Annotated in this window: 22 protein-coding genes and 1 riboswitch; of the genes, 8 read left to right on the forward strand and 14 right to left on the reverse strand. The window is 55.0% G+C overall.

Translation table 11 applies throughout. The annotated features are described in order from the left end of the window. Positions 1-85 precede the first annotated feature (85 nt). Complete coding sequence (locus KW829_RS12190) at positions 86-1,099, reverse strand: alpha/beta hydrolase (RefSeq protein WP_218308306.1); 1,014 nt, start codon at positions 1,097-1,099, stop codon at positions 86-88. 147 nt (positions 1,100-1,246) lie between these two features. On the opposite strand from KW829_RS12190, the gene KW829_RS12195 reads away from it, so the two are divergent. Continuing rightward, positions 1,247-1,669 carry a MarR family winged helix-turn-helix transcriptional regulator gene (locus tag KW829_RS12195; protein ID WP_172701224.1) on the forward strand — a complete coding sequence of 141 codons (423 nt, stop codon included), beginning with the start codon at positions 1,247-1,249 and terminating at the stop codon, positions 1,667-1,669. A gap of 40 nt (positions 1,670-1,709) precedes the next feature. On the opposite strand, the gene KW829_RS12200 is transcribed toward KW829_RS12195, so the two are convergent. Further along, the gene (locus KW829_RS12200; protein ID WP_172701223.1) at positions 1,710-3,176 is read right to left on the reverse strand and encodes an MFS transporter; all 1,467 of its coding nucleotides are present in this window, start codon (positions 3,174-3,176) and stop codon (positions 1,710-1,712) included. A gap of 93 nt (positions 3,177-3,269) precedes the next feature. After that, positions 3,270-3,884: a glycerol-3-phosphate 1-O-acyltransferase PlsY gene (gene plsY / locus KW829_RS12205; RefSeq protein ID WP_010435699.1), complete on the reverse strand. Its 615-nt coding sequence runs from the start codon at positions 3,882-3,884 to the stop codon at positions 3,270-3,272. Between the two features lie 107 nt (positions 3,885-3,991). On the opposite strand from plsY, the gene folB reads away from it, so the two are divergent. Both folB and bacA read left to right on the forward strand, forming a co-directional pair. Continuing rightward, entirely contained in the window at positions 3,992-4,360 is a 369-nt protein-coding gene (folB, locus tag KW829_RS12210) for a bifunctional dihydroneopterin aldolase/7,8-dihydroneopterin epimerase (protein ID WP_108416206.1), read from the forward strand. A 106-nt stretch (positions 4,361-4,466) separates the two neighbouring features. After that, positions 4,467-5,288 carry an undecaprenyl-diphosphate phosphatase gene (gene bacA, locus KW829_RS12215; protein ID WP_010435693.1) on the forward strand — a complete coding sequence of 274 codons (822 nt, stop codon included), beginning with the start codon at positions 4,467-4,469 and terminating at the stop codon, positions 5,286-5,288. Positions 5,289-5,301: 13 nt separating this feature from the next. On the opposite strand, the gene KW829_RS12220 is transcribed toward bacA, so the two are convergent. Both KW829_RS12220 and KW829_RS12225 read right to left on the reverse strand, forming a co-directional pair. Then, positions 5,302-6,543 (reverse strand): multifunctional CCA addition/repair protein, encoded by a 1,242-nt coding sequence (locus tag KW829_RS12220; protein ID WP_172701222.1) that lies wholly within the window; start codon positions 6,541-6,543, stop codon positions 5,302-5,304. A gap of 60 nt (positions 6,544-6,603) precedes the next feature. Further along, positions 6,604-7,224, reverse strand: a complete 621-nt coding sequence (locus KW829_RS12225; protein ID WP_010435686.1) for a TIGR04211 family SH3 domain-containing protein — start codon at positions 7,222-7,224, stop codon at positions 6,604-6,606. A gap of 237 nt (positions 7,225-7,461) precedes the next feature. Between KW829_RS12225 and KW829_RS12230 the strand changes: the two genes are divergently transcribed. From KW829_RS12230 to hldE, 3 genes are read left to right on the forward strand one after another with little or no spacing between them, the layout of a single operon-like run. Beyond that, positions 7,462-8,763, forward strand: coding sequence for an inorganic triphosphatase (locus KW829_RS12230; RefSeq protein WP_218308307.1), 1,302 nt, complete (start codon positions 7,462-7,464; stop codon positions 8,761-8,763). Between the two features lie 21 nt (positions 8,764-8,784). After that, positions 8,785-11,640, forward strand: coding sequence for a bifunctional [glutamate--ammonia ligase]-adenylyl-L-tyrosine phosphorylase/[glutamate--ammonia-ligase] adenylyltransferase (gene glnE, locus KW829_RS12235; RefSeq protein WP_218308308.1), 2,856 nt, complete (start codon positions 8,785-8,787; stop codon positions 11,638-11,640). A 40-nt stretch (positions 11,641-11,680) separates the two neighbouring features. Beyond that, entirely contained in the window at positions 11,681-13,111 is a 1,431-nt protein-coding gene (hldE, locus tag KW829_RS12240; RefSeq protein ID WP_010435676.1) for a bifunctional D-glycero-beta-D-manno-heptose-7-phosphate kinase/D-glycero-beta-D-manno-heptose 1-phosphate adenylyltransferase HldE, read from the forward strand. Positions 13,112-13,188: 77 nt separating this feature from the next. Here hldE and ubiK read toward each other — a convergent pair whose 3' ends face one another. Next, positions 13,189-13,485, reverse strand: coding sequence for a ubiquinone biosynthesis accessory factor UbiK (gene ubiK, locus KW829_RS12245; RefSeq protein WP_013098757.1), 297 nt, complete (start codon positions 13,483-13,485; stop codon positions 13,189-13,191). Positions 13,486-13,606: 121 nt separating this feature from the next. Then, positions 13,607-13,757, forward strand: a riboswitch (FMN riboswitch). 106 nt (positions 13,758-13,863) lie between these two features. On the opposite strand from ubiK, the gene ribB reads away from it, so the two are divergent. After that, positions 13,864-14,517 (forward strand): 3,4-dihydroxy-2-butanone-4-phosphate synthase, encoded by a 654-nt coding sequence (ribB, locus tag KW829_RS12250; protein ID WP_010435670.1) that lies wholly within the window; start codon positions 13,864-13,866, stop codon positions 14,515-14,517. 57 nt (positions 14,518-14,574) lie between these two features. Here ribB and KW829_RS12255 read toward each other — a convergent pair whose 3' ends face one another. The 5 genes from KW829_RS12255 to zupT all read right to left on the reverse strand — a co-directional run bounded on the left by KW829_RS12255 (position 14,575) and on the right by zupT (position 20,762). Next, positions 14,575-15,636 (reverse strand): pilus assembly protein, encoded by a 1,062-nt coding sequence (locus tag KW829_RS12255; RefSeq protein ID WP_371317574.1) that lies wholly within the window; start codon positions 15,634-15,636, stop codon positions 14,575-14,577. A 2-nt stretch (positions 15,637-15,638) separates the two neighbouring features. Continuing rightward, positions 15,639-16,373 (reverse strand): molecular chaperone, encoded by a 735-nt coding sequence (locus KW829_RS12260; protein WP_218308310.1) that lies wholly within the window; start codon positions 16,371-16,373, stop codon positions 15,639-15,641. A gap of 14 nt (positions 16,374-16,387) precedes the next feature. Then, on the reverse strand, positions 16,388-18,910 hold the full coding sequence (locus KW829_RS12265) for a fimbria/pilus outer membrane usher protein (protein ID WP_218308311.1): 2,523 nt from the start codon (positions 18,908-18,910) through the stop codon (positions 16,388-16,390). 78 nt (positions 18,911-18,988) lie between these two features. Beyond that, a complete protein-coding gene (locus tag KW829_RS12270; protein ID WP_010435659.1) occupies positions 18,989-19,564 on the reverse strand; it encodes a fimbrial-like protein in 576 nt (191 codons plus the stop codon). Between the two features lie 424 nt (positions 19,565-19,988). Continuing rightward, positions 19,989-20,762, reverse strand: coding sequence for a zinc transporter ZupT (gene zupT, locus KW829_RS12275; protein WP_010435656.1), 774 nt, complete (start codon positions 20,760-20,762; stop codon positions 19,989-19,991). A 131-nt stretch (positions 20,763-20,893) separates the two neighbouring features. Between zupT and ygiD the strand changes: the two genes are divergently transcribed. Then, on the forward strand, positions 20,894-21,682 hold the full coding sequence (gene ygiD, locus KW829_RS12280; RefSeq protein ID WP_089599609.1) for a 4,5-DOPA dioxygenase extradiol: 789 nt from the start codon (positions 20,894-20,896) through the stop codon (positions 21,680-21,682). An 82-nt stretch (positions 21,683-21,764) separates the two neighbouring features. On the opposite strand, the gene KW829_RS12285 is transcribed toward ygiD, so the two are convergent. From KW829_RS12285 to tolC, 3 genes are all read right to left on the reverse strand, one after another. Further along, positions 21,765-22,925, reverse strand: coding sequence for a glutathionylspermidine synthase family protein (locus KW829_RS12285; protein WP_218308312.1), 1,161 nt, complete (start codon positions 22,923-22,925; stop codon positions 21,765-21,767). Positions 22,926-22,927: 2 nt separating this feature from the next. Further along, on the reverse strand, positions 22,928-23,593 hold the full coding sequence (locus KW829_RS12290) for a DUF1190 family protein (protein ID WP_010435649.1): 666 nt from the start codon (positions 23,591-23,593) through the stop codon (positions 22,928-22,930). A gap of 189 nt (positions 23,594-23,782) precedes the next feature. Continuing rightward, entirely contained in the window at positions 23,783-25,249 is a 1,467-nt protein-coding gene (gene tolC, locus KW829_RS12295) for an outer membrane channel protein TolC (protein ID WP_218308313.1), read from the reverse strand. Between the last annotated feature and the right edge of the window lie 198 nt (positions 25,250-25,447).

A 25,447-nucleotide genomic window follows, 5' to 3' on the forward strand; every position in this document is an offset into this window, starting at 1 on the left:
ATATGAGTCGCTTATGGATGGCGGTTAAGACGAAACAAAAAAGCACGCCCGGGAGGCGTGCTGTCTGACAAACATCGCGATGCTGTTATTTCAGGTGCTCATGCAGCGCTGCGCCAGCCTGCTCCAGGGCAACCTTGACCGTAGGCTCTTCGCTCAGTGGATTGAGCAGGCCGTAATCGTGGATCATGCCGTTATAGCGCGTGACGGTCACCGGGACGCCAGCCGCATCCAGTTTACGCCCGAATGCCTCACCTTCATCCCGCAGAACGTCCAACTCTGCTGTCTGAATCAGCGTCTCCGGGAAGCCTTTCAACTGCGCGGCGCTGGCGCGAAGCGGAGAGGCAAGGATATTGTTGCGATCGGCTGCGTTGGTGGTGTAGTTGTCCCAGAACCATTTCATCATGTTTTTCGACAGGAAATAGCCGTTCTCGAACTGGTTATACGAGGCAGTATCAAAATTCGCATCGGTCACAGGCCAGAGCATGACGTTGTAGCGAATTTTTGGCCCATTAAATTGTTTTGCCTGCAGCGCCACGGAAGCCACCATATTGCCGCCCACGCTGTTACCGACCAGACCCAGACGGCTACCGTCCACACCAATTTCCTGACCGTGACCGGCTACCCATTTTGTCGCTTCATAGGCCTGATTAATGGCTACCGGGAAATGGGCCTCAGGTGACGGCGTGTAATCAACGTAAACCGCTGCGGCACCCGACGCGCGAACGAGATCGCGGATCAAGCGTTCGTGGGTTGGGAAATCACCCAGCACCCAGCCGCCGCCGTGGAAGAACATAAATGCCGGGAGCGTGCCGCTGGTGTTTTCAGGTTTCACTATTTTCAGTTTGATCGCCTGGCCATTAACCTGGATCGTTTTTTCAGAAACCTGAGCGGGCGGCAGTTTTGCGCCTTGCTGCGCGCCGATCAGTACCTGGCGGGCTTCCTGAGGGGTCATCTGTTCCATTGGTTTACCCTTGCCAGAATTCAAAACATTGAGAAATGCCTGTACGCCTGCGGTCGGGGTAGGGGTATTGGTGGTTTGAGCGGATGCCGCGGCTGACGCGAAGACGGAAGAAACCAGGATGGCGGTTAATGTTTTCATGACGATACCTCTTTAAACGTGTTTGATGGGATAAGATAACTAAGTAGTGCGCTACTTAATTGTTGATATAATACTTGCGCGCAAGATACTTTTAGTCAAACGTTATTTATAATTTTTTTAGACAACAGATTCGGGGTTGATAGAAAAATGAAAGAAAACAAAACGCTAGATGATTTACTTTGCTTCTCGCTCTACTCGGTTACCAATGCGTTCGTTCGCCAGTATCGCCCCTTACTGCAGGAGATGGATCTGACCTATCCGCAATTCGTTGTTTTGATGGCGCTTTATGAGAGAGACAACATCCCACTTCGCGATCTCAGCGATAAGACGTTTTTTGATTCAGGCACATTGACCCCGCTTGTACAAAAGCTTGAGGCAAAAGGATTTCTCAACCGTATCGCGGTTGTGGGGGATGAAAGGATGAAAAATGTCGTTCTGACAGAAAAAGCTAATGCACTGAAAAAACAGGTGATGGCGCTGCCGGACCAGATTCGTTGCAGCATGCGGATGAATGATGATGAGCTTGAGATGCTAAAAAAACTCTCCCGAACTCTGCTGGACGATTTATAAGCGCCCTTCGGTGGGAGGAACCCACCGAAGTGACCTGTCGTTACCGATAATCCTCCGCATCCACATCATACCCGGACGGCTCCCAGCGGATCGCCAGCAGAGACGCCAGGCCGATAAACGGTGCCAGCGCAATCACCCAGAACACGGCGGTATCCAGCGAAGCAACCAGCAGCGGGAACAGGAATAGCGACAGCGTCGAGCTGCTGCGCATCAGCGTCTGGTTGAGACCCACGCCCACGCCGCGCAGCGAGGTCGGGTAGCTCAATGACGCAAACGTCATGGTATGCGCACCCGGGCCAAAGCCCTGACCGAACAGGAATAGCGCCAGCATCGAAACAGCAAGCACCCCTTCAGAGGCACCTTCCGGTCGGCCTATCAGCGCCAGCCCGAGCAGCGCCACAAGTTGGCAGGCATAGCCCGCGAGCGACATCCGCCACGCGCCGAAGCGTGGAACATAGCGCACCGCCAGTAATCCGCCAACAAACGCAAACAGCAGGTTCAGCACCAGCGAGATCAAAATGGTGGTGAGCATCGACTGTACGAAGAAGCTTGAAATAATCACCGGCAGGCCAAAGGCCACGGCGTTATAGGCAAACGAGGAGACCACCGACAGCAGCGTGGCGAGGGTGGTACGCCGCAGATAAATGCCCCGGAACAGGTTGAGGTAGTTCGACCATTTCGCCTTGTTAACCACCGGCGCGGGCTGGTCAAGGGCATCCTGCGGCACGTGGGCGTTGATGTTGTACGACTGCCGCAAAATGGATGCCGCCTCTTTCAGGTTGCCTTGATTCGCCGCCCAGACCGGAGACTCGCTCATGTAACGACTGCGAATGGCGATAATCACCAGCGCGGGCACCGCGCCAAAGCCAAGGATCAGGCGCCAGAGCCAGTCGCTGTGGCTTTCCGGCAGCACGGCGTAGAAGAAGAGCACCAACAGGTAGGAGATGCTTATGGCCGCATACCAGGTAGGGCACCACATCGCGACGCTGGAAGCTTTGTTTCCCGGACCTTTCAGTCTGGCGAACTCGCTGAGAAACGCCATCGCCACGGGAAGGTCGATCCCCACGCCGAGCCCCATCACAAAGCGCGCGCCCGCCAGCACATATTCGTTCGGAGCCAGCGCACAGGCGATAGCGGCGACGACGAAGAAGACCATATCGGCCATAAACACGCGGTAGCGCCCGATTTTATCCGTGAGATAGCCGCCGAGCAGTGCCCCGACGATGGCACCAAAGGTAATGGCCGATGCCACCATGCCGGTGCCAGCAGGGGTTAAATTGAATTCGCGGGTAATGTCCTTGATGCCAAAGGCCAGCGCGCCGAGATCGTAGGCGTCGAGGAAAATACCGCCCAGCGCGATACCGACCACGATACGGGCGTTGGCCCGGCCCTGGGAGCCGTCGTTAACCAGACGTGAAACGTCCGATGCGCTGCGCACCCACTTGATGTCGCCATCCGGGGTGCTTCCTGCCGTTGAAAGGGGAGTTGTATCTGTGATTTCTGCCATTTTTCTTTTTGTGTGGTTGTGTTGTGTCTCTAACAGTTACCACAGGCAGAAGGTGACCAAAATCACATTTGGTTATAAGGCATAACGAACGCTTTATTTAGCGTCTTTCTTCTTACGCTTGAGCTTCGTCCAGATCTTGGTTTCCTGACGACGCCACAGGCGCTGAATATTGTCGTGATGGCGCAGCAGGATCAGGCAGGAGAGCATCGACACCGGGAAGGTGAACTGGGGTTTAAACCACCAGACGTAGAACGGGGCAATCAGCGCGCTGACGATCGCGCCCAGCGACGAGTAGCCGCTCAGAAGAATGGTGAGCAGCCAGGTCCCGGCCATTACGCCAGTGAGATCCCAGCCGATAGGTGCAATCGCACCGAAGGCCGTCGCAACGCCTTTTCCGCCTTTAAAACCAAAGAAAACGGGCCAGATATGGCCGACGCAGGCGGCGATGGCGATTAGACCGAGCCAGAACGGCGTGACGCCCAGCGCATACGCGCCCCAGACGGGTAGCATCCCTTTCAGAACATCAAAAATCAAAACCGCTACGGCTGCTCCCTTGCCGCCAATTCGTAGTACATTGGTCGCCCCCGGATTCCCGGAACCACTTTCGCGTGGGTCAGGCAACCCGGCGATGCGGCAGACCAGAATGGCGCTGGAGATTGAGCCGCAAAGGTAGGCGAGGATAATCATTCCAGGCGCGATTGCACTCATAACGCTGTTCCGTTTTGAAAATGTATCTGTATTCTCAGCATCTGTGGATAATACGCATAATTCGCCGGAAGTGGTATCCGGTTTAGCCAAAAAGCAGGCAGGTCGTGATGGATATTGTATTTATAGAGCAACTTTCGGTAATCACCACTATTGGTGTTTACGACTGGGAACAGACCATCGAGCAGAAATTGGTGTTCGATATCGAAATGGGCTGGGATAACCGCGCGTCGGCAAAAAGCGACGACGTGAAGGACTGTCTGAGCTATGCCGACATCAGTGACGCGGTCGTGGGGCACGTGGAAGGGCAGCGTTTTGCGCTGGTGGAACGCGTGGCGGAAGAGGTGGCGGAGCTACTGCTGACCAAATTTAACTCGCCATGGGTACGCATCAAGTTAAGCAAACCGGGGGCGGTAGCGCGCGCTGCCAACGTGGGCGTGATTATCGAGCGTGGCAATAATCTGAAAGCAAAGATTTAACGTCATAATCGCTAAACCATTTTAGGTTATACCGGTCATAAAGCTGTATCTTTCACGGTTGTCCATGTGGGACACCGTTTTTTTATATCTTTTTAGGGGTTTATAGATGAGCGATATGCACTCGCTGCTGGTGGCGGCAATACTGGGTGTGGTCGAAGGATTGACGGAGTTTTTGCCGGTTTCCAGTACGGGCCATATGATTATCGTCGGCCACCTGCTGGGCTTTGAGGGCGATACCGCAAAGACGTTCGAAGTGGTGATTCAGCTGGGTTCTATTCTGGCGGTTGTGGTGATGTTCTGGCGTCGTCTGTTTGGCCTGATCGGCATTCACTTTGGACGTTTGCCGCAGCGTGAAGGGGAAGGCAAGGGCCGTCTGACGCTGATTCACATTCTGCTCGGCATGGTCCCTGCGGTCGTGCTGGGGCTGGTATTCCACGACACCATCAAATCGCTGTTTAACCCGATTAACGTGATGTATGCGCTGGTGGTTGGCGGTTTCCTGCTGATTGCAGCAGAAGTGCTGAAACCTAAAACCCCGCGTGCGGAAGGTCTGGATGATATGACCTACCGTCAGGCGTTTATCATTGGTTGCTTCCAGTGTCTGGCGCTGTGGCCGGGCTTCTCGCGCTCAGGGGCGACCATTTCTGGTGGCATGCTGATGGGTGTGAGCCGTTATGCCGCGTCGGAATTTTCATTCCTGCTGGCGGTGCCGATGATGATGGGCGCCACCGTACTCGACGTCTATAAGAGCTATCACTTCCTGACGGCTGGCGACATTCCGATGTTCGCCGTGGGCTTCATCACCGCCTTCATCGTGGCGCTGATCGCCATCAAAACCTTCCTGCAGTTGATCAAGCGTATCTCGTTCATTCCGTTCGCGATCTACCGCTTTATCGTCGCGGCTGCGGTGTACGTGGTCTTCTTCTGATGACCAACGGCCCTCAGTCTTTTGGCTGAGGGCAACGCTTTTCCTTCCATGCCGCAACGGCTTCTGTCCTGCGTTTCGTCAACTCCTCCCGAATTTCCGGTCCTTTGAATCCTGCTTCAACAACATCTTTCGTGGGTACGGCTTTCGCCACATCCCAGGCTTCGCGCAGCAAACGGCCCTGTGGGTAATCGCATGACTCAAACCCGGTGCGACCGCGCACGTCGGCTTCGCTGGTCAGGGCGATCTGCTCCACGCGCTGGGGTTTACGCCAGGCGTCGATATTATCGAACAGCTTAACGATGGTGGCCGGTTTCAGGATCGGGAAGGTATGGATGAGATCGTGGAACTCTGCCACCAGTTTTGCCAGGTCGCGGATCTCATTCGGCACGCGCAGCCGCTGGCAAATGCCGTCGACCAGCTTCACGCCTGCCGGACCGTGTCCGTGATGGCGCGGCCAGAACTCCTTCGGCGTTAACCCTTTGCCGAGATCGTGGCACAGAGTGGAAAAACGCACGTCCACGTCCGGGCTGAGCATGGCGGCCATGCTGAGCGTCATCAGGGTATGAATACCGGTATCAATTTCCGGGTGCCATTTCGCCGGGGCGGGGACGCCAAACAGCGCGTCGATTTCCGGGAAAAGCACTTTCAGCGCGCCACAGTCGCGCAGCACCTGGAAAAAGACCTGCGGGTTGCGGGTCGTGAGGGCGTTTTCCGTCTCTTTCCAGACGCGTTCTGGCGTCAGGTGTTCCAGTTCGCCCGCTTCGGTCATCGCGGTCATCAGCGCCATGGTTTCATCAGCGATACGGAAACTGAGATGCGCATAACGCGCGGCGAAACGCGCTACGCGCAGCACGCGGAGCGGATCTTCAGAAAAAGCCGGGGAAACGTGACGTAAAAGACGGTCGCGCAGATCGTCCTGACCGCCGTAGGCATCAATGATCTGGCCGTGCTCGTCCTGCGCAAGGGCGTTGATGGTGAGATCGCGGCGCAGCAGATCCTGCTCCAGCGTCACATCCGGGGCGGCGTAGCAGGTAAAACCGGTATAGCCAGAGCCGGATTTTCGTTCGGTACGCGCCAGGGCGTACTCTTCACGGCTTTTAGGATGAAGAAAAACGGGAAAATCGCGGCCTACCTGCTGGTAGCCCGCGTCGAGCATCTCTTCGGGGGTGGCACCCACCACCACCCAGTCTTTATCTTTGACCGGCAGACCTAACAACGCATCACGTACCGCACCACCGACCAGATAACTCTTCACACCAACGCTCCCGTTTTCTCTTTTCGCAAGATAATACGTAAGTGTGGCAGAGAAGACGAGTTAGTTCATCCAGCGGTCTTTGCGCTTACGGCTTGGGATCAGCATTGGCAGCACCAGACCCAGTACCAGACCGACGCCCAGCACGCCGCCGCCATACATGAACCACTGCATGATGATGGTGCGCTGTTTATCATCAAGCTGCAGGTTGGCGGCATTCACTTTCTTCTGCGCGACAATCAGCTCGTTTTTCAGCTTCTGGTTCTCTTCCTTCAAACCGTTGATCACACCATCGCTCTGGGCCACTTTCTGCTGCATTTCTGCCGTGCGCTGGTTCCAGGTGTTATCGATGTTGGTCAGCTTATCGGTCAGGGTTTTCACCTGGTTTTCCAGGTCCGGCACGCGGGTGCGCAGGCTTGGCACGTTGCTCAGCTCTTTCAGCGGGATCCAGGAGGTGCGACCGGAGCTGTCGCGTACCTGACCGTAGTTGGTGTCTGCATTGGTTTGTAACAGAACTACTTCCTCGCCGGCATTTACCGTGCCCACGAGGCGATAATTGTCCCCAGGGCCACTGCGTACCCAGGTGTTCAGTTCATCAGAAACGTAACGCTTCTCTTCAGCGTGGACCGCGGTTGCGGCGCTAAAAGCGAGTAAAGTAAGTCCAATCAGGCGTAATTTAAGCATATCAGTCGTTATTTTCATAAATAGTGGAACGATAGTAGTGGTATCAGTGTCTCTACGCAAAGGATTCGTCATCAATCGGAATCATCTGTGTCGTGATTTCCACCTCTTCAAACTTTTACGCCCGTCAAATTGCTCATTGCGTGGTAATTTGGCGCAAAATACTATGTACTGACAAACAAATGGCGAGGAAGTTCGCCTTCATCGACGCGTCTGTGACGCAGGCAAAAGTACAAGGCTATGGCACAAGAAATCGAATTAAAGTTTATCGTCGAAAAAGACAGCGTTGACGCACTTCGTCAGCATCTGCACACGCTTTCAGGCGAACACCATGAACCGGTACAACTGCTTAATATCTATTACGAAACGCCGGATAACTGGCTGCGTCGTCACGATATGGGCCTGCGCATCCGTGGCGCGAGCGGGCGCTACGAGATGACGATGAAAATTGCCGGTCGCGTGGTGGGCGGTTTGCACCAGCGCCCGGAATACAATATCGACATCAGTAAGCCAGAACTTGAGCTTGAACGTTTTCCGGCTGAGGTCTGGCCGGAAGGCAAACTCCCGGCAACCTTATCCGCAGAAGTACAGCCGCTGTTCAGCACCGATTTCTGGCGCGAGAAATGGCTGGTGACGGAAGGCAAAAGCCGCATTGAAATCGCCCTCGATCTGGGCGAGGTGAAGGCGGGGGAGTTCCAGGAACCGATTTGCGAACTGGAACTTGAACTGCTGGAAGGTGACGCCAACGACGTGCTGAAGCTGGCGCGCAAGCTGGTGAACCAGTCTGGACTGCGTCAGGGAAGCCTGAGCAAAGCCGCGCGCGGCTACCACCTGGCGGCGGGGAATGCGCCGCGCGTGCTGAAAGAGACGACCATTTTGCACGTTGCGCCGAAAGCCAGCGTTGAACAGGGTCTGGAAGCCGCGCTGGAGCTGGCGCTTTCCCAGTGGCAGTACCACGAAGAGCTGTGGGTGCGTAATGTGAAAAACGCGAAATCCCACGTGCTGGCGGCTATTGCCCTGGTGCGTCATACCCTTGCGTTGTTCGGCGGTATCGTTCCTCGCAAAGCAAGTGCTCACTTACGCGATCTGCTGACGCAAACCGAAGCGCTGATGCTCTCGGACGTATCCGCGCAAACGGCGATCTACAGCCCGCAAACCGCCACGGCAAAACTGGCGCTGACCGAGTTTCTGGTGACGCGAGGCTGGCGTACTTTCCTGGATGCAAAAGCGCAAACCAAAATCGCGGAAAACTTCAAACGTTTCGCGGATATTCATCTTTCCCGCCATGCCGCTGAACTGAAGACCACGTTTGCCTATCCGCTGGGCGATCAGTATGGTGATCAGCTTCCCCGCCTTTCGCGTAATATCGACAGCATGGTGCTGCTGTCCGGTGCCTATGACGGCGTGAAGGCGCAGACCTGGCTGGAAAACTGGCAGGGGCTGAAACACGCCATTGAAACCCGCCAGCATATTGAGATTGAGCATTTCCGTAACGAGGCCATTTCGCAGGAGCCGTTCTGGCTGCACAGCGGAAAACGTTAACTCTGGCAAGGAACCCCAATAATGCCGCTTTCTTCGCAATTACAGCAGCAGTGGCAGACCGTTTGTGAACGTCTGCCCGAGTCATTACCGGCCTCATCGTTAAGCGAGCAGGCAAAGAGCGTGCTCGCCTTCAGTGATTTTGTGCAGGAAAGTATCGCCGCCAACCCGGACTGGCTGGCAGAGCTTGAGAACGCACCGCCACAGGCGGACGAGTGGCGGCATTATGCTGGCTGGCTGCAAACCACACTCGAAGACGTAGCGGATGAAGCGACGCTGATGCGCGTGCTGCGCCAGTTCCGACGTCGGGTCATGGTGCGTATCGCCTGGGCGCAGTCGCTGGGGCTGGTAAGCGAAGAGAGCACCTTGCAGCAGCTAAGCGAGCTGGCGCAAACGCTGATTGTCGCCGCGCGCGACTGGCTCTACGCCGCCTGCTGTAAAGAGTGGGGCACGCCGTGCAGCGAGGAAGGGGTTCCTCAGCCGCTGTTGATTCTGGGAATGGGCAAGCTCGGCGGCTGCGAGCTGAACTTCTCCTCCGATATCGACCTGATTTTTGCCTGGCCCGAGAACGGCTCCACGCGCGGCGGCCGTCGCGAACTGGACAATGCCCAGTTCTTTACCCGCCTCGGCCAGCGTCTGATTAAGGCGCTGGATCAGCCCACGCAGGACGGTTTTGTCTACCGCGTGGACATGCGTTTGCGTCCGTTTGGCGACAGCGGCCCGCTGGTGCTGAGCTTTGCCGCGCTGGAAGATTACTACCAGGAGCAGGGGCGCGACTGGGAGCGCTATGCGATGGTCAAAGCGCGGATCATGGGCGACAGCGACGACGCTTACGCCAACGAGCTGCGCGCCATGCTGCGTCCGTTCGTGTTCCGTCGCTATATCGACTTCAGCGTGATCCAGTCCCTGCGTAATATGAAAGGGATGATCGCCCGTGAGGTGCGCCGTCGCGGTCTGAAGGACAACATCAAGCTCGGCGCGGGTGGCATTCGCGAAATTGAATTTATCGTGCAGGTCTTCCAGCTTATTCGCGGCGGGCGCGAGCCATCGCTCCAGTCCCGCTCGCTGTTGCCGACGCTGAGCGCCATCGAGCAGCTGCACCTGCTGCCGGAAGGCGACGCGAAAACCCTGCGCGAGGCCTATCTGTTCCTGCGCCGTCTGGAAAATCTGCTGCAAAGCATCAACGACGAACAGACCCAGACTCTGCCGGGCGACGACCTGAACCGGGCGCGTCTGGCCTGGGGCATGCGCGTGGAAGACTGGTCGACGCTGACCGAACGGCTGGACGCCCATATGGCAGGCGTGCGCCGCATCTTTAACGACCTGATTGGTGATGACGAAAGTGAGTCGCAGGACGATGCGCTTTCCGAGCACTGGCGCGAGCTGTGGCAGGACGCGCTTCAGGAAGATGACACGACCCCCGTGCTGGCGCACCTGAGTGACGATGCCCGTCACCGCGTGGTGGCGCTAATCGCGGATTTCCGTCTCGAACTGAACAAACGCGCCATTGGCCCGCGCGGTCGTCAGGTGCTGGATCACCTGATGCCGCACCTGCTGAGCGAGGTCTGCTCGCGGGCGGACGCGCCGGTGCCGCTGTCGCGCATGATGCCGCTGCTGAGCGGGATTATCACGCGTACCACCTATCTGGAACTCCTGAGCGAGTTTCCGGGGGCGCTCAAGCATCTGATTTCCCTCTGTGCCGCGTCGCCGATGGTGGCGAACAAGCTGGCACGTTACCCGCTGCTGCTGGATGAGCTGCTCGACCCTAACACGCTGTATCAGCCCACGGCGACGGATGCCTACCGCGACGAGCTGCGACAGTATCTGCTGCGCGTGCCGGAAGAAGATGAAGAGCAACAGCTTGAGGCGCTGCGCCAGTTTAAGCAGGCGCAGATGCTGCGCGTGGCGGCTGCGGATATCGCCGGAACGCTGCCGGTGATGAAAGTGAGCGATCACTTAACCTGGCTTGCGGAAGCGATTATCGACGCGGTGGTGCATCAGGCGTGGGTGCAGATGGTGGCGCGCTACGGCCAGCCGAAACACCTGGCCGACCGTGAGGGGCGCGGCTTCGCGGTGGTGGGCTACGGCAAGCTTGGCGGCTGGGAGCTGGGATACAGTTCTGATCTCGATCTTATTTTCCTGCACGATTGCCCGGTTGACGTGATGACCGACGGCGAGCGTGAAATTGACGGGCGCCAGTTCTACCTGCGTCTGGCGCAGCGCATCATGCACCTGTTCAGCACCCGCACCTCGTCGGGCATTTTGTATGAAGTGGATGCCCGTCTGCGCCCGTCCGGCGCGGCGGGCATGCTGGTCACCTCGACGGAGTCCTTCGCCGATTACCAGAAGAGTGAAGCCTGGACGTGGGAGCATCAGGCGCTGGTGCGCGCACGCGTGGTGTATGGCGATCCGCAGTTAAAAACGCAGTTTGACGTCATCCGCAAGGAGGTCATGACCACCCCGCGTGACGGCAGTACGTTGCAGACCGAAGTGCGCGAAATGCGCGAGAAAATGCGTGCGCACTTAGGCAATAAGCATCGCGATCGCTTTGATATTAAAGCCGATGAGGGCGGGATTACCGATATTGAGTTTATTACCCAGTATCTGGTGCTGCTGCACGCGCACGACAAGCCGAAGCTGACGCGCTGGTCGGATAACGTGCGCATTCTGGAACTATTGGCGCAAAACGACATTATGGACGAGCAGGAGGCGCAGGCCTTAACCCGCGCCTACACCACGCTGCGCGACGAGCTGCATCACCTGGCCTTGCAGGAGCAGCCGGGGCACGTGGCGCTGGACTGTTTCATCGCTGAACGCGCTCAGGTAACGGCCAGCTGGCAGAAGTGGCTGGTGGAACCGTGCGTAACAAATCAAGTGTGATATTATCGCGCGCAAATTGTGAATCTTTCTGGAGTCAGGAATGAAAGTAACACTGCCAGAGTTTGAACGTGCTGGGGTAATGGTTGTTGGGGATGTGATGCTGGATCGCTACTGGTACGGCCCGACCAGCCGCATCTCTCCGGAAGCACCGGTACCGGTGGTTAAGGTCGACACCATTGAAGAGCGTCCCGGCGGCGCGGCAAACGTGGCGATGAACATTGCCTCTTTGGGCGCGCATTCGCGTCTGGTGGGCCTGACCGGCATCGACGATGCGGCGCGCGCGCTGAGCAAGTCGCTGGCGGACGTGAACGTGAAGTGCGATTTCGTTTCTGTTCCGACCCACCCGACCATCACCAAGTTGCGCGTGCTGTCGCGCAACCAGCAGCTGATCCGCCTCGACTTTGAAGAAGGTTTTGAGGGCGTCGATCCTGAGCCGCTGCACGAGCGTATCAACCAGGCGCTGGACAATATTGGCGCGCTGGTGCTGTCCGACTATGCGAAAGGTGCGCTGGCAAGCGTACAGACGATGATTAAGCTGGCGCGTAAAGCCAACGTGCCGGTGCTGATCGACCCGAAAGGAACCGATTTTGAGCGTTATCGCGGCGCGACGCTGCTGACGCCAAACCTCTCCGAGTTTGAGGCGGTGGCGGGCAAGTGCAAAACCGAGGAAGAGCTGGTTGAGCGCGGCATGAAGATCATTGCAGATTTCGAGCTGTCCGCGCTGCTGGTGACCCGCTCCGAGCAGGGAATGACGCTGCTGCAGCCGGGCAAAGCGCCGCTGCATATGCCAACCCAGGCGCAAGAAGTGTACGACGTAACCGGTGCCGGTGATACGGTGATTGGTGTCCTGGCGGCGACGCTGGCGGCGGGTAATTCCCTCGAAGAAGCGTGCTACTTTGCGAACGCGGCGGCGGGCGTGGTGGTCGGTAAGCTCGGGACGTCTACCGTTTCGCCTATCGAGCTGGAAAACGCCGTGCGCGGTCGTGCCGATACCGGTTTTGGCGTCATGAGCGAAGACGAGTTGAAGGTGGCCGTTGCCGCGGCGCGTAAGCGTGGTGAAAAAGTGGTGATGACCAACGGCGTGTTCGACATCCTGCACGCGGGCCACGTTTCGTATCTGGCGAATGCACGCAAGCTGGGCGATCGCCTGATTGTGGCGGTCAACAGCGATGCGTCGACGAAACGCCTGAAGGGTGAAACGCGTCCGGTGAACCCGCTGGAGCAGCGTATGATCGTGCTCGGCGCGCTGGAAGCCGTGGACTGGGTGGTATCGTTTGAAGAAGACACGCCGCAGCGCCTGATTGCAGGTATTCTGCCAGATCTGCTGGTGAAAGGCGGGGATTACAAACCTGAGCAAATCGCGGGGAGCGAAGAGGTCTGGGCCAACGGCGGTGAAGTGATGGTGCTTAACTTTGAGGACGGGTGTTCAACCACCAACATCATTAAGAAGATCCAGAAAGACAGTCAGTAAAAAAACGGGCCATTTGGCCCGTTTTTTTTCACCCTCTCCCACAGGGAGAGGGCTGGGGTGAGGGCATCAGGCCGCACTTACGCCTGATCGTCCACCGGCGGAATCGCCGGTGCCGGCTTCACTTCTTCCGGGGTATTGCGGTTTTCCAGCTCGGTCAAACGCTGTTCCAGCAGCGCAAGCTTTTCGCGGGTGCGCAGCAGAACCTGCGTCTGCACGTCGAATTCTTCGCGGCTCACTAAATCAAGGCGAACTAACTGCGCCTGCAGCGTCTGGCGGATTTTCTTCTCAACGTCATCACCAAATTCACGAATGCCTTTTGGCATGGACTCGTGAACCTGACGCGCAATTTGCTCAATTTTCTTCGGGTCAATCATAGTGGCTTCCCTTGATAAAACGGTGTTGATGAACATTGTAGCGCGTCATGCTCCAGGATAAAGCAGATTTGTTTGAAGCTTATGCATTGCCCAGGTTAATCAATAGCGTTATAGTTATCTCGCTTATTCTCAGGGCGGGGCGAAATTCCCCACCGGCGGTAAATCAGCTTAACGCTGAAAGCCCGCGAGCGCTTTGGGTGAATACTCAAAGGTCAGCAGATCCGGTGTAATTCCGGGGCCGACGGTTAGAGTCCGGATGGGAGAGAGTAACGATCCAGTCGGGCATGGGCCCGCTCACGTTATCTTTTTGCCGCTTATACGGCGCTCCTAAGACTGCCCTGATTCTGGTAACCATAATGTTAATGAGGTTTTTTTACCATGAATCAGACGCTACTTTCCTCTTTTGGCACTTCAACTCAACGTGTTGAACATGCACTGGATGCACTGCGCGAAGGCCGCGGTGTGATGGTGCTTGACGATGAAAACCGTGAAAACGAAGGCGACATGATTTTCGCCGCCGAAAACATGACCGTTGAACAGATGGCGCTGACCATCCGTCACGGCAGCGGCATCGTATGCCTGTGTATTACCGAAGATCGTCGTAAGCAGCTCGAGCTGCCGATGATGGTCGAAAACAACACCAGCGCCTTTGGTACCGGTTTTACCGTGACCATTGAAGCGGCGCATGGAGTGACCACCGGTGTGTCTGCGGCTGACCGTCTGACCACCGTACGTGCAGCGATTGCAGACGGTGCGAAGCCATCCGATCTGCATCGTCCAGGCCACGTCTTCCCACTGCGTGCGCAGGCGGGCGGCGTTTTGACCCGCGGCGGTCACACCGAAGCGACTATCGACCTGGTGACCCTGGCAGGCTTCAAACCTGCGGGTGTGCTGTGTGAACTGACCAACGATGATGGCACCATGGCGCGCGCGCCGGAGTGCATCACTTTTGCGCGTCTGCACAACATGCCGGTGGTGACGATTGAAGATCTGGTTGAGTATCGCCAGGCGCACGAGCGCAAAGCCAGCTGAAATGGCTGATGTGAAAAAGCCGGGGAAACCCGGCTTTTTTGTTTCTGGCTGGTGTGGCTACTGGTAGTTAACTTTTACAATAATGTCTTTGCTGAATGGCCCGACAGCAACGGCTTCCCCGGGTTTGCGAGTGAGTTCAGCCGTGTAGTCGTGCGTGAGGGTGCTCTCCGTATCATCTGGGTGATAGGTTGCAAAAGGAAGATACTGGTTGTAGGTCACATCGCCGTTGGTTTTATCAATGAGGCGCATGAGTAAACCATTTCCCATGTCCAGATGCGTATCATCATAGAGCGTATCGGTAGTATAAAAGCTGGTCGTTACGTCAAATTGTTCTGAGCAGCCTGCAGTCGCATCCCGGATTGTCGATATGCTAAACGGTGAAGTGAGCGCTCTGGTGCTAACCGCGCTCTCCGTAAACTGCCCAAAGTCCACGATCTGGTTTTCAGGGTAGATTCGAATATCCACACCGCAGTCCAGGAAATGAATATTTGAGAGGCCGGCGATATCGTAATGCAGGTTTTTGGCGTTCGAAAGCGTGTTGATCCCACCAGAACCGTCAAACGCTAGCACGGTGACAGAGGGAAACGTATAGTCAAACTGCTCTTTTGGTATCGCTTTTAGCTTGACGTAAAGACGAAAGCGCACGGTAAACGTGATGTTTTTCTGAATTGTAACGCCATTGCAGGCGGCTTCTTGATAGTTGCCCCACTTATCATCCTGCTTATCAAGGCAGGCTCCCGTATCAATTTTGATATCGGGTATGTCATAGTCAACACCATTATAGGTTACGCCAAATGCCAGATAAGGATTGTTGGTCATCAGGCTATCGGTGTTATGAAAACTGTCCAGGATATAGGCATAAACATTTTCACTCCAGGGATCCTGCGAGACAGGTTTTGTACTGTCGCGGGTGGCATGATCGCAATATACCGTCACCAGCAAATCGCCGCTCTCCCAGATCTTTTGTCCGGTAGGGGCGTTTGCAGGTACCGTGAACGTCGGGAGCGTCGTTGTGACCAGACTTTGGCCGCCCTTTGAATCTTTGTAGCAGTCCATTGCCCATGCGGAGGATGAGAAAAAACATAAAAGGGCAATCGCCGCGAGGTATATTTTTTTCATCATTATCCCTTATTCACCGGTTTGCTCTGGCAGGTACTCTGCACCGCGTTACAGCTCACCTTAAACATTTCCAGGCCACCATAATCGCCGATATAGCCAATTTGGAAATCAGCGGGCAGATTAGCCAGTGGTTGGCTGGCCTGACCGAACGGCTCTATCATGACGCTCTCCGCACCCGGCAATAAGGTTTTCCCGTTCAGGCCGATATAGCCGACGGTGATGTAATACGGGCTGCTGTTTTTGAACTGCAGGGTGCCGGAGACGCGGGATACGACCACCTTATCCAGTGGCACAAACTGCCCCTCTTTCAGCTCAATGGCTTTTGGTCGCCAGAACAACTTTAGGCGACTTTGCATGGCGATTTGCATCACGTTCTTCTGCTCGGCTTTGGGAGGTATTTCCCGCATGTTGTAATAAAACAGCGACTCACGATCGGCCGGAAGCTGGCTGAGTTTTTGCTGTGCCATCAGGCGCACCTGCGCCTGTTCGTCAGGCTCAATACGCAACAGGGGCGGAATAGGGGAGATAAACTCGCGTGTTTTCTTTCCCGCTTTATCCTCTATCCACGACTGAGCCAGATAGGGGGCGGTTTTACTCTGGTTCGTCAATCTGACCGATACGCTTTTCGCGGAGGCGTTGAAAATGATGCGCGTTCTGTCTGGGGACACGGTGGCGTATGCAGAACTGCACGCGCCCAGAAGACAGAAAAGTCCTTTTGAAATTAACGGTATGTTCATTGTTTCATCCTGAATTAATGCACTGTTTTACAAGGTAATAAGATGGCCTCGCCGCTGAGGTTACTTTTATTTGGTGGCGTGATTTCGCATGTTTTATCAGACCAGTTCAGGCGTAAGAGACTGTCTTCCTGAATTCCACTGAGATACACGAACCCCTCTTCCGCGACCAGCCCGACTTCTTTGCCCGAGGCGCTGTCGATGACGCTGACACCCAAAGGCGGAAACTGTCCGTTTTCCTGACGAATGATGCCGACAATTTGGTAGCCGCTGGTGGCGTTGAGCTTGCTATAGCCTATGGCGCCTTCTGTCAGCGTGGTTCGAATGACGGAGTTTTCTATATCCACACCATCAGGCAATGTATTGCTGTTTACACGCACCGTTGAAGTGGTGTAGTTGGTGAGCGAGGGCACAACGGCAATACCAAATGCGTTAGTGCGCGTGCGCGTACTGTTGACCTCAATCCCTGAAACACCATCAGCATCAATCATCATCCGGGCATTATCTGCCGGGCTGTAATCATGCAGGGCGACACCATGTCGCGTAGCCGTGATCGAACCATTCCAGCCAGCGCTGATTGAACGATAGTGATTAGGTTGAACGCTCCCTGACAGGTTGAGACGTCCGTAAGGAGAATAGTGCTGATATCCGCCACGCAATGACGGTTCGCCTTCGCGTAAATCCTCTTCTGTCGTAGAGGCAGAGAGATTCCACGTATTGTTGCGATCGGATGAATCATAATAGGAAGCCATATGAGACGCACTGTCGCCACCTGAGCGCTGATAGCTGTACATAATGCTACGGCTCTGCTCCAGCGGGAGGGTGAAGGAAAAATAGATCTGATTTTCGTCACTGTCATCCCAGCGCACGCGGCTCAGCGCCAGCGAAGCGGACAGCCCTCTGAAATCGCCAATATCAAAATTGCGGCTCAGTGAAAAGGAGTAGTTCGTATTACTGCTGTTATCCCAGTAAGTATTACGAGTGACGTTGAGATAAGTATTTAATGCCAGAGAGTCAAGGTACTGGTTGAAGGAGATGACATAACTCTCTTTTTCGTTTGTCGTTGAGGTATCACCGTCGCGGGAGGCAAGATACTCGCTCATTGAGACATATTCTTTATCCGAGAATCGATAACCGGCAAAGGTAATCTGGCTACCGGTTGCTTCGAAGCGCTTAGCGTAATTTACGCGGTAGCTGAAACCTCGCTGTTTATCATTGTTTTCCTGATGCAACGTAGCCTCGGCACCTGTCACATCAAAGGATAACGAACCGAGCTCATCCAGGTTGAAGCCGATACCGGTAGTCATAGCCTGATAGTCATCTGCCGTCAGCATGGTGCCACCATACAGTGACACATTGCTCAGCCAGCCCCAGGAGAGTTCACCTGTCCAGAAAAGGGGGTTATTGATGTCGTTATGTCCCGTTGCGGTGGGTTTACCTACGGAGGTTTTATAACGCACCTGGCCTTTTCGGGTCAGGAAGGGGATGGAGGAAGAACCGACCTGGAAGGTAGTTTTGCGCCCATCTTCCTCTTCAACTGTCACGTCCAACTGCCCCTGGTAGGTTTCCCCCAGGTCGGAAATCGTGAAAGGACCCGGCGCGACGGTTGTTTGATAAAGGACGCGGCCAGACTGGGTGACGGTCACTTTGGCATTGGTCTGCGCAATACCGGTAATTTGCGGTGCATAGCCTTGTAAATCGGGTGGCAGCATGCTTTCGTCACTTTCCAACGACGCACCGGTAAAGTGGAAGGTATCAAATATATCTGAGCTTAAATCATATTGCCCGAGCGTCATTTTTGATGACAGCGAAGGAATAGGACGGTACAGATAAGTCCGTGCCAGACTGCTATCGCTGCCGGTCGACTCACCCTTACGGAAGTTTTGATTGTATTGATAATCTGAACGCAGACGCCATGCGCCGAGGTTAAACCCAAGCGTGCCGTAAGCGCTAACATTCTGGCTGTCGTCGCCCCCGTGCGGATCGTACTGGCTGGCATAGAGATTATAATCGAGTAACACGCCCGCAATGCCATCATCCCAGAATTCAGGCGGCGTCCAGTTTTGCGCCTGATACGTCATCCATGCCTGAGGAACGGTGACGGACAGCACCATCGTGCCCTTATTGAGTGAAAAAACCAGTTCTGGAACACCCGAAAGATCAAGGCAACGTCCGCCCTGAGAAAAATGGCGTGTTGAAATAAAGTCGGCGCTCAATCCGAAAGCGGATAATTGCTCTGCGTTGAGACAAATTTGCGAGCCGCTGTCGTTATCCGTTGCGATCCATTCCATTGTCGCGGGTTGCGGTAACGTGTTTTTATTGACCTGAATGCGAACGAGATAGTTACCCGGCACGATGTGGCCTTTTTTCTCAAACTGGGAAATATCAATATTGCTTCGATCTTCAACGTCAATCATATCCGTGTTGAATTCAACTGCGGATACCGGCAATACGAATAATGCTGAGTAAAACGTGGCGCTCAGCGAATGCTTTATGAAAGCAGTGAGGCGAGAAAGTTGATGCGCTGAGTGTTTTAGCATAAATCCGTTTCGCTTTTAAAAGGAATACACAAAAGCCGATGAGTCCTTCATCGGCTACGTTTTCAGTGGCTATTTTGATTACTTGTAGGCAAGAATATAGTTCGCCTGAGCCTGCACGTTACCTGGTGTAGCGGTGCTGCCAGATACCGGTTCCATGCGGGCTTTAAAGTTCAGCTCCTGATAGGCGTTAGTGGTCGGGAAGGACACTTCAATCGGCGTGCCCAGCGTGACTTTATTGCTGCCGCTATCCAGTAAGCGAATGCCTACACCTGTTGCACCGCCGATGTTTCCATCCAGCGTGTTTTTCATCAGGCTGGTGTCGGTTGCATCGGTGCTTGCGGAAGTAAAGGTCACTTTTACTTTGTCGATGGTGGTGGTGGTTTGCCCAGTTGTCGTTGAGAGAATGCAGTCCTGCAGGTGGATATTGACGTCAACCGGCAGCGAGTTTTTACCGCTATTCAGCACGCTATCCGCGACTTCGCCTAATTCAATGGTCTGATTTTCATCTCCCGGGGTGATAGAGCAAGGCGCACTGATCACTTCGCCAGTGAACGTGATCTTCCCTGAGCCCTGGTTATCTGCTGCTACAGCAGTAAATGACAGGCCAGAAAGCAGTGCAGTTGTCGCAACGGCCAGGATAGTCTTGTTAAACATGAAGATATAATCCTTTATCTAAGATTGGAAATCGCAATACGGTTCATGAATTAATATTGCAACACGTTTATTGCATTAAAACGGGTGAAATATATCAGTCACAATATGAGTGATCTCGTGAGTATTTCTTAATTAGGGGGTTAGATTTTATTAATATATTTTTTGGGGTTATAGGTGACATAGGTGCTGTGAATAAAAAGCCAGGGCGCTTGGTTTAAAGAGTGACTAACATCAACCTTTTGACGTTCATGTAATACACTAAACGCTAATTATTTTACGGGAAATAGTTATAAATAATATTTCTTGAGTGAATTCTATAGCAGCGAGAAAGTATGGTGCCGGACTTAATATCATTGATAATGATGGTTGGCACTTGCTGACATTTCAAAAAATTGCGCTCCCGCAAAAAAGGGAGCGCAACCGCTCAGCCTATACCTGCCGATTGTAACAAGACCAGGCTAAACCCCATCACCGACATGCCGCACAACACGCCATAACTCGGGTTGTTGTTCGGGTCTATCTCTTTTGCCAGTGGCATCAGTTCATCTACTGAAAGTGCGACCATAATCCCGGCCACCGCGGCCATAATGGCTGCCATCACCACAGGTGAAACCAGACTGCCAAGAATCAGCCATGCCAGTACGCCACCCAGAATCTCGGCGATACCTGAAATACCGGCCCAGAAAACGGCAGTACGTTTTGAGCCGGTGGCTGCATACACCGGTCCCGCAACGGCAAGTCCTTCAGGAATATTGTGTAAGGCGACCGCCAGCGCGATGCCAAAGCCCATTTCCAGATTGCTGCTGGCCGTCACATAGGTGGCGACGCCCTCCGGGAAGTTATGCAGGCTGATGCCCAGCGTCAACAGTATCGCCGTGCGCTTGATATTACGCGGCGAGGGGGTGACATTTTCCTGCATTAAATCTTGCGGATGCGCGTGCGGAAGCATGCGATCGAGAGCGAAATACCCGAGCAGACCAAAGACAAACATGCCGTAGCCCAGAAGTGGGGACATGCCCTCTGTGCCAAGGGCAGCGGGCAGCATCTCCATCAGGGAGATAAGCAGCATAATGCCGGCAGCAAAACCGAGTGAAAAAGCCAGCACACGGTTAGAGGGTTTCTGGCCGAGTACGCCCAGGATCGCGCCAATGAAGGTGGCTGCACCCGCCAGGACGGTCAACATCAGAGGTACTGACATTCATCTCTCCTTTATCTGTCCCTTATATTCAAATTTCCTGAAGATGTTCTTCATGCTTATCAGCGTTCATCTTTACCGGATTGCGCGTAATGTAGCCCAATCAAATTGACACCGTCTGTAAGGATATCATCATGTCTTCTTCTCGTATGCCAGCACTGTTTTTAGGCCACGGTAGCCCAATGAACGTCCTGGAGGATAACGTCTATACCCGAGCCTGGCGTCAGCTGGGTGAGACGTTGCCGCGCCCGAAAGCCATTGTCGTGGTATCTGCGCACTGGTTTACGCGAGGTACCGGCGTTACGGCGATGGAAGCACCGAAAACCATTCATGATTTCGGCGGTTTCCCGCAGGCGCTGTATGACACGCATTACCCCGCTCCTGGCTCACCAGCGCTGGCTCAGCAGTTGGTGGAGCTGCTGGCGCCTGTTCCGGTTGCACTGGATAAAGAAGCCTGGGGTTTTGACCACGGCTCCTGGGGCGTGCTGATTAAGATGTACCCGGATGCCGATATCCCAATGGTGCAGTTGAGCATCGACAGCACCAAACCCGCCGCCTGGCATCTGGAAATGGGCCGCAAGCTGGCAACCCTGCGTGATGAAGGCATCATGCTGGTGGCGAGTGGTAACGTGGTGCATAACCTGCGTACGGCGCGCTGGCACGGTGAGAACACGCCGTACCCGTGGGCGACCTCGTTTAACGACTACGTCAAAGCAAACCTGATGTGGCAAGGCCCGAGTGAGGCGCATCCGCTGGTGAACTATCTGGATCACGACGGCGGTTCGCTCTCTAACCCGACCCCGGAGCACTTCCTGCCGCTGCTGTATGTGCTTGGCGCGTGGGATGGTCAGGAACCGGTGACGATCCCGGTCGACGGTATTGAGATGGGGAGCTTAAGTATGCTATCGGTGCAGATTGGGTAAAAACATGCCGGGTGGCGGCTTCGCCTTACCCGGCCTACATGTCGCGCGTAGGCCCGGTAAGCGTAGCGCCACCGGGCAAATCTTACTCAATAAAAATATGCGGATAAAAGCGTGACAGATCCTGAGTGATCAGCGCGCGATCTTCGCGAATGCCAATCCCGGCAGGCTGATCGTTGATGAGCCAACTGCCAATCAGGGTATAGCTGTCGCCAAACCTCGGCAGTTGATAGAACTCCTGGACGATCATCCCTTCTTCGCCGTAAGGTCCTTCAACCGCTTCCAGCGTTTTGCCGTTTTCGATGATGGAGACGTTTGCGCCTTCGCGGGAGAAGATCGGCTTCACGACGTATTTTTCCATTTGCGGGTGATCGTCTTCCGCAAAGTACGCCGCCAGCAGGTTAGGGTGGTTCGGGAACATCTCCCACAGCATCGGCAGCAGGGCTTTATTCGAAATAATGCTCTTCCACGCTGGCTCCAGCCAGCGCACGCCAGCGTCTTCCAGCTTGGTGGAGAACATCTCGCGCAGCATGTATTCCCAAGGATAGAGTTTGAACAGGTTACTGATCACCTGATCCTGCATATCCGTAAACTGACCTTTTTCACCCAGACCAATATCCTCGATATAGAGGAACTCGGTGGCGACGTGCGCTTCGGCGGCGCAGTCCTGTAAGTATTGAACCGTACCGCGGTCTTCTTCCGTGTCGCGGCAGCAGGCGAGGTGCAGCAGATTGAAGCCGTGCTGTTCGCGCAGTTCGGCGAAACGCTCAATCAGCTTTTCCTGCAGGCTGTTGAACTGGTCGCTCCCTTCCGGCAGGTTTCCAGCATTGATTTGATCTTCCAGCCAAATCCACTGGAAGAACGCCGCTTCATACAGGGAGGTTGGCGTATCGGCGTTATTTTCCAGGAGCTTAGGTTCACCCACGCCATCCCAGGCGAGATCGAGGCGAGAGTAAAGTGAAGGTTGGTTCGTTTTCCAGGACTGGCGTACAAAGCTCCAGGTGTGCTTCGGAATGCGGAATCTGGTCATCAGCTCATCGCTGTCGATAACCTTTTCCACGACCTTCAGGCACATCTGGTGCAGCTCAGCGGTGACCTCTTCCAGCTTTTCAACCTGGGCCAGCGTGAGCTTGTAGTAAGCATCCTCACACCAGTACGGCTCGCCGTACATGGTGTGGAAGTTAAAACCATATTCAGTGGCTTTTTCGCGCCAGTCCGGGCGCTCGACAATACTGACTCGTTCCATAATCAGCCGCCCATTGAGCGAGTCGAAGACCCGGTCGCGCTGCGCTGCATGGTGGTTTGTTTCGCCACAGATTCACCAAAGCCACCGCGGGTGATGGTGCTGGTGGTTGCTGGCTTAGGCGCCATCGCCGTTTTAGGCACGGTCGTGGTACGGCCAGGCGTTGCTGCACCGTAGTTTTTACCGGTGGCGTCGGTGTATTTACCGTATGCCGGGCTGTTTGGGTTTTTAGAGCTAAACAGCGGCTGCTGCTGGTAGCCCGCGCCGCCGCTCATCATGCGGCCCATCATGTAGCCCGCCATCAGCGGCATCCAGAAGCTGCCGCTGGACTGCGCCTGCGCCTGGTTTTCCGGTGCCATACCTGCCTGAGCAGGCGCCTGCTGGCACTGGCCTTCGCCGAATTCCGCCACGCAGTCTTCGCGCGAAGCATATTTCGGTGCGGTACGTTCCGCTTCTTTCAGCGCGCTGTTATAAGCCGTCGTACATTCCGCGGCTTTACCGGTTGCGGCCGAGCAGTCGTCTGCGTTTTGATACATCGAGACCGTTTCGTCGCTTTGCTCACAGCCTGCCAGCATAAAGACGGCGGTGACCGCCAGTGCAACAGGGGTGAGGTGACGTGCGTTCCAGCTTTTGCGGAACGACGCGTGATTCATCGTTTTTGTCCGTTTCATGTTTGTCTTCCAGGACCCAGTGGTAATAACGCTCAGGATAGAGGATGAGTGGTTGAAAATGAAGCGAAGAGGGGCGGAATGAGGGGGATCTTTACGTTGGCTTACGTTCGAGTGTGATTCAGATGCTCCCTCTCCTGTGGGAGAGGGCCGGGGTGAGGGCATCAGGCCGCAGTGGGCCTGATGACACTCTTAGTTACGGAACGGATTATTGCCGGTGTTGGTACGTGCTGCCGTTGGCTGTGCAGCAGGGGTATTGCTATCACCGTTGAAGTTATCCACCGCGGCAACCTGCTGCGGGTTCTCCGGTGCAACGCTTTCCGGTGAGGTCGACACTGGTTTGCCCAGCGTGCTGTTCAGCATCTGCAGATCCTGTTCGTTCAGCGTACCCAGCGCCTGCTTGATGTTCAGCTGGTTAATCAGGTACTGGTAACGTGCGCTGGAGAGCTGCTGTTTCGCGTTGTACAGCGTGGTGGTCGCGTCGAGTACGTCAACGATGGTACGCGTACCGACCGAGTAGCCCGCTTCCATTGCATCCAGGGAGCTTTGTGCAGACACAACGGCTTGTTTGTATGCGTTGATGCTGCTGATAGAGGCGTTCACGTTGTTGAAGGAAGAACGCACGGTCTGCACCACGTTACGGTGCGCGCTTTCCAGCTGCTCGCTTGCGCCAACAAAGTTGTACTGCGCCTGTTTCACCTGGGAGTTCACCATGCCGCCCTGGTACAGCGGCAGGGAGAAGCTCAGACCCACTTTGTTCTGACCCTGGTTGCTGTCGTCGTACTGGGCTGAGTTGGTTTTAGAACCGCTGTAGGTCGTATCAGAGACACCGGTAGAGGCGCTCAGGCTCAGGGTTGGCAGATGGCCATCCTGCGCCTGGCGAATCTGCTCGCGAGCCAGATCCTGGCTCAGACGCGCCTGCAATAACGCCAGGTTACGGTTTTCCGCTTCTTTCAGCAGGGCATTAACGGCCTGCGGCTTATCGGTTTTGAAGCTGTCCACGTTCAGGGAGGCCAGCTCAGGGTAGTAGTTACCGGTCACCTGACGAAGTGATTCCAGCGCGTTATCAAGGTTGTTACGCGCGGTGACTTCGTTGGCCAGTACGCTGTCGTACTGTGAACGGGCGTTCTGCACGTCGGTGATCGCCACCAGGCCCACGTTGAAGCGCTGGGTGGTTTGATCCAACTGACGGTAAATCGCCTGTTTCTGCGCTTCGGTGTAGGAGAGCGAGTCAATCGCGCTCAGCACGTTGAAGTAAGCGGTGGCGGTATTGAGGATCAGCGTCTGCTGATCGGTCTGATACGTCACATCCTGAATACCCGCGCTCTTTTCCTGCAGGGTCAGGGCGCGCCATTTGGACATGTCAAACAGCGTCTGGGTTAACTGCAGTGATGCGCTGGTGGCATTGGAGTTAACGCCGTTAGCGTCGCGGAAACCGTTGCTGTAGGTATAATCTGCACCTAAACCTAACTGTGGCAGCAGCGGGCTACGCGCTTCGTTAATCTTTTCAAACGCAGCATCACGATCGGCCGCTGATTTACGTAAATCAGGGTTGCCCAGACGTGCCTGCTGGTAGACCTGTAACAGGTTTTCCGCCTGGCTCATTGCACTGAAGCCCGTCAGGCTCAGGCCGATAAGGATGGGGAGCAATTTCTTCATTTGCATTCCTTGTTGTGAAGCAGTATTAGCGCTGATCTAATTAAAAATAATTGCCGATTCTAACAGAATCATCCACACCAAAAGGTTGGCGTTACGTGCCATCTGGCGGTAATTTGCACCAATCTATCATATAGCCTTACAAACGGCAGCCAAACAGCCTTGAAATTCATCATTTCATCACCATTGCTACCAGGACAT

The sequence above is a fragment of the Enterobacter sp. ENT02 genome, from assembly GCF_019219165.1.
Taxonomy (GTDB): Bacteria; Pseudomonadota; Gammaproteobacteria; order Enterobacterales; family Enterobacteriaceae; genus Enterobacter; species Enterobacter mori.

What these genes read in the sequence shown, in the direction of transcription:
- KW829_RS12190 (WP_218308306.1), bottom strand. Translation starts at nt 1,099, where the DNA reads ATGAAAACATTAACCGCCATCCTGGTTTCTTCCGTCTTCGCGTCAGCC.
- KW829_RS12195 (WP_172701224.1), top strand. Translation starts at nt 1,247, where the DNA reads ATGAAAGAAAACAAAACGCTAGATGATTTACTTTGCTTCTCGCTCTAC.
- KW829_RS12200 (WP_172701223.1), bottom strand. Translation starts at nt 3,176, where the DNA reads ATGGCAGAAATCACAGATACAACTCCCCTTTCAACGGCAGGAAGCACC.
- plsY (WP_010435699.1), bottom strand. Translation starts at nt 3,884, where the DNA reads ATGAGTGCAATCGCGCCTGGAATGATTATCCTCGCCTACCTTTGCGGC.
- folB (WP_108416206.1), top strand. Translation starts at nt 3,992, where the DNA reads ATGGATATTGTATTTATAGAGCAACTTTCGGTAATCACCACTATTGGT.
- bacA (WP_010435693.1), top strand. Translation starts at nt 4,467, where the DNA reads ATGAGCGATATGCACTCGCTGCTGGTGGCGGCAATACTGGGTGTGGTC.
- KW829_RS12225 (WP_010435686.1), bottom strand. Translation starts at nt 7,224, where the DNA reads ATGCTTAAATTACGCCTGATTGGACTTACTTTACTCGCTTTTAGCGCC.
- KW829_RS12230 (WP_218308307.1), top strand. Translation starts at nt 7,462, where the DNA reads ATGGCACAAGAAATCGAATTAAAGTTTATCGTCGAAAAAGACAGCGTT.
- glnE (WP_218308308.1), top strand. Translation starts at nt 8,785, where the DNA reads ATGCCGCTTTCTTCGCAATTACAGCAGCAGTGGCAGACCGTTTGTGAA.
- hldE (WP_010435676.1), top strand. Translation starts at nt 11,681, where the DNA reads ATGAAAGTAACACTGCCAGAGTTTGAACGTGCTGGGGTAATGGTTGTT.
- ubiK (WP_013098757.1), bottom strand. Translation starts at nt 13,485, where the DNA reads ATGATTGACCCGAAGAAAATTGAGCAAATTGCGCGTCAGGTTCACGAG.
- ribB (WP_010435670.1), top strand. Translation starts at nt 13,864, where the DNA reads ATGAATCAGACGCTACTTTCCTCTTTTGGCACTTCAACTCAACGTGTT.
- KW829_RS12255 (WP_371317574.1), bottom strand. Translation starts at nt 15,636, where the DNA reads ATGAAAAAAATATACCTCGCGGCGATTGCCCTTTTATGTTTTTTCTCA.
- KW829_RS12260 (WP_218308310.1), bottom strand. Translation starts at nt 16,373, where the DNA reads ATGAACATACCGTTAATTTCAAAAGGACTTTTCTGTCTTCTGGGCGCG.
- KW829_RS12265 (WP_218308311.1), bottom strand. Translation starts at nt 18,910, where the DNA reads ATGCTAAAACACTCAGCGCATCAACTTTCTCGCCTCACTGCTTTCATA.
- KW829_RS12270 (WP_010435659.1), bottom strand. Translation starts at nt 19,564, where the DNA reads ATGTTTAACAAGACTATCCTGGCCGTTGCGACAACTGCACTGCTTTCT.
- zupT (WP_010435656.1), bottom strand. Translation starts at nt 20,762, where the DNA reads ATGTCAGTACCTCTGATGTTGACCGTCCTGGCGGGTGCAGCCACCTTC.
- ygiD (WP_089599609.1), top strand. Translation starts at nt 20,894, where the DNA reads ATGTCTTCTTCTCGTATGCCAGCACTGTTTTTAGGCCACGGTAGCCCA.
- KW829_RS12285 (WP_218308312.1), bottom strand. Translation starts at nt 22,925, where the DNA reads ATGGAACGAGTCAGTATTGTCGAGCGCCCGGACTGGCGCGAAAAAGCC.
- KW829_RS12290 (WP_010435649.1), bottom strand. Translation starts at nt 23,593, where the DNA reads ATGAAACGGACAAAAACGATGAATCACGCGTCGTTCCGCAAAAGCTGG.
- tolC (WP_218308313.1), bottom strand. Translation starts at nt 25,249, where the DNA reads ATGAAGAAATTGCTCCCCATCCTTATCGGCCTGAGCCTGACGGGCTTC.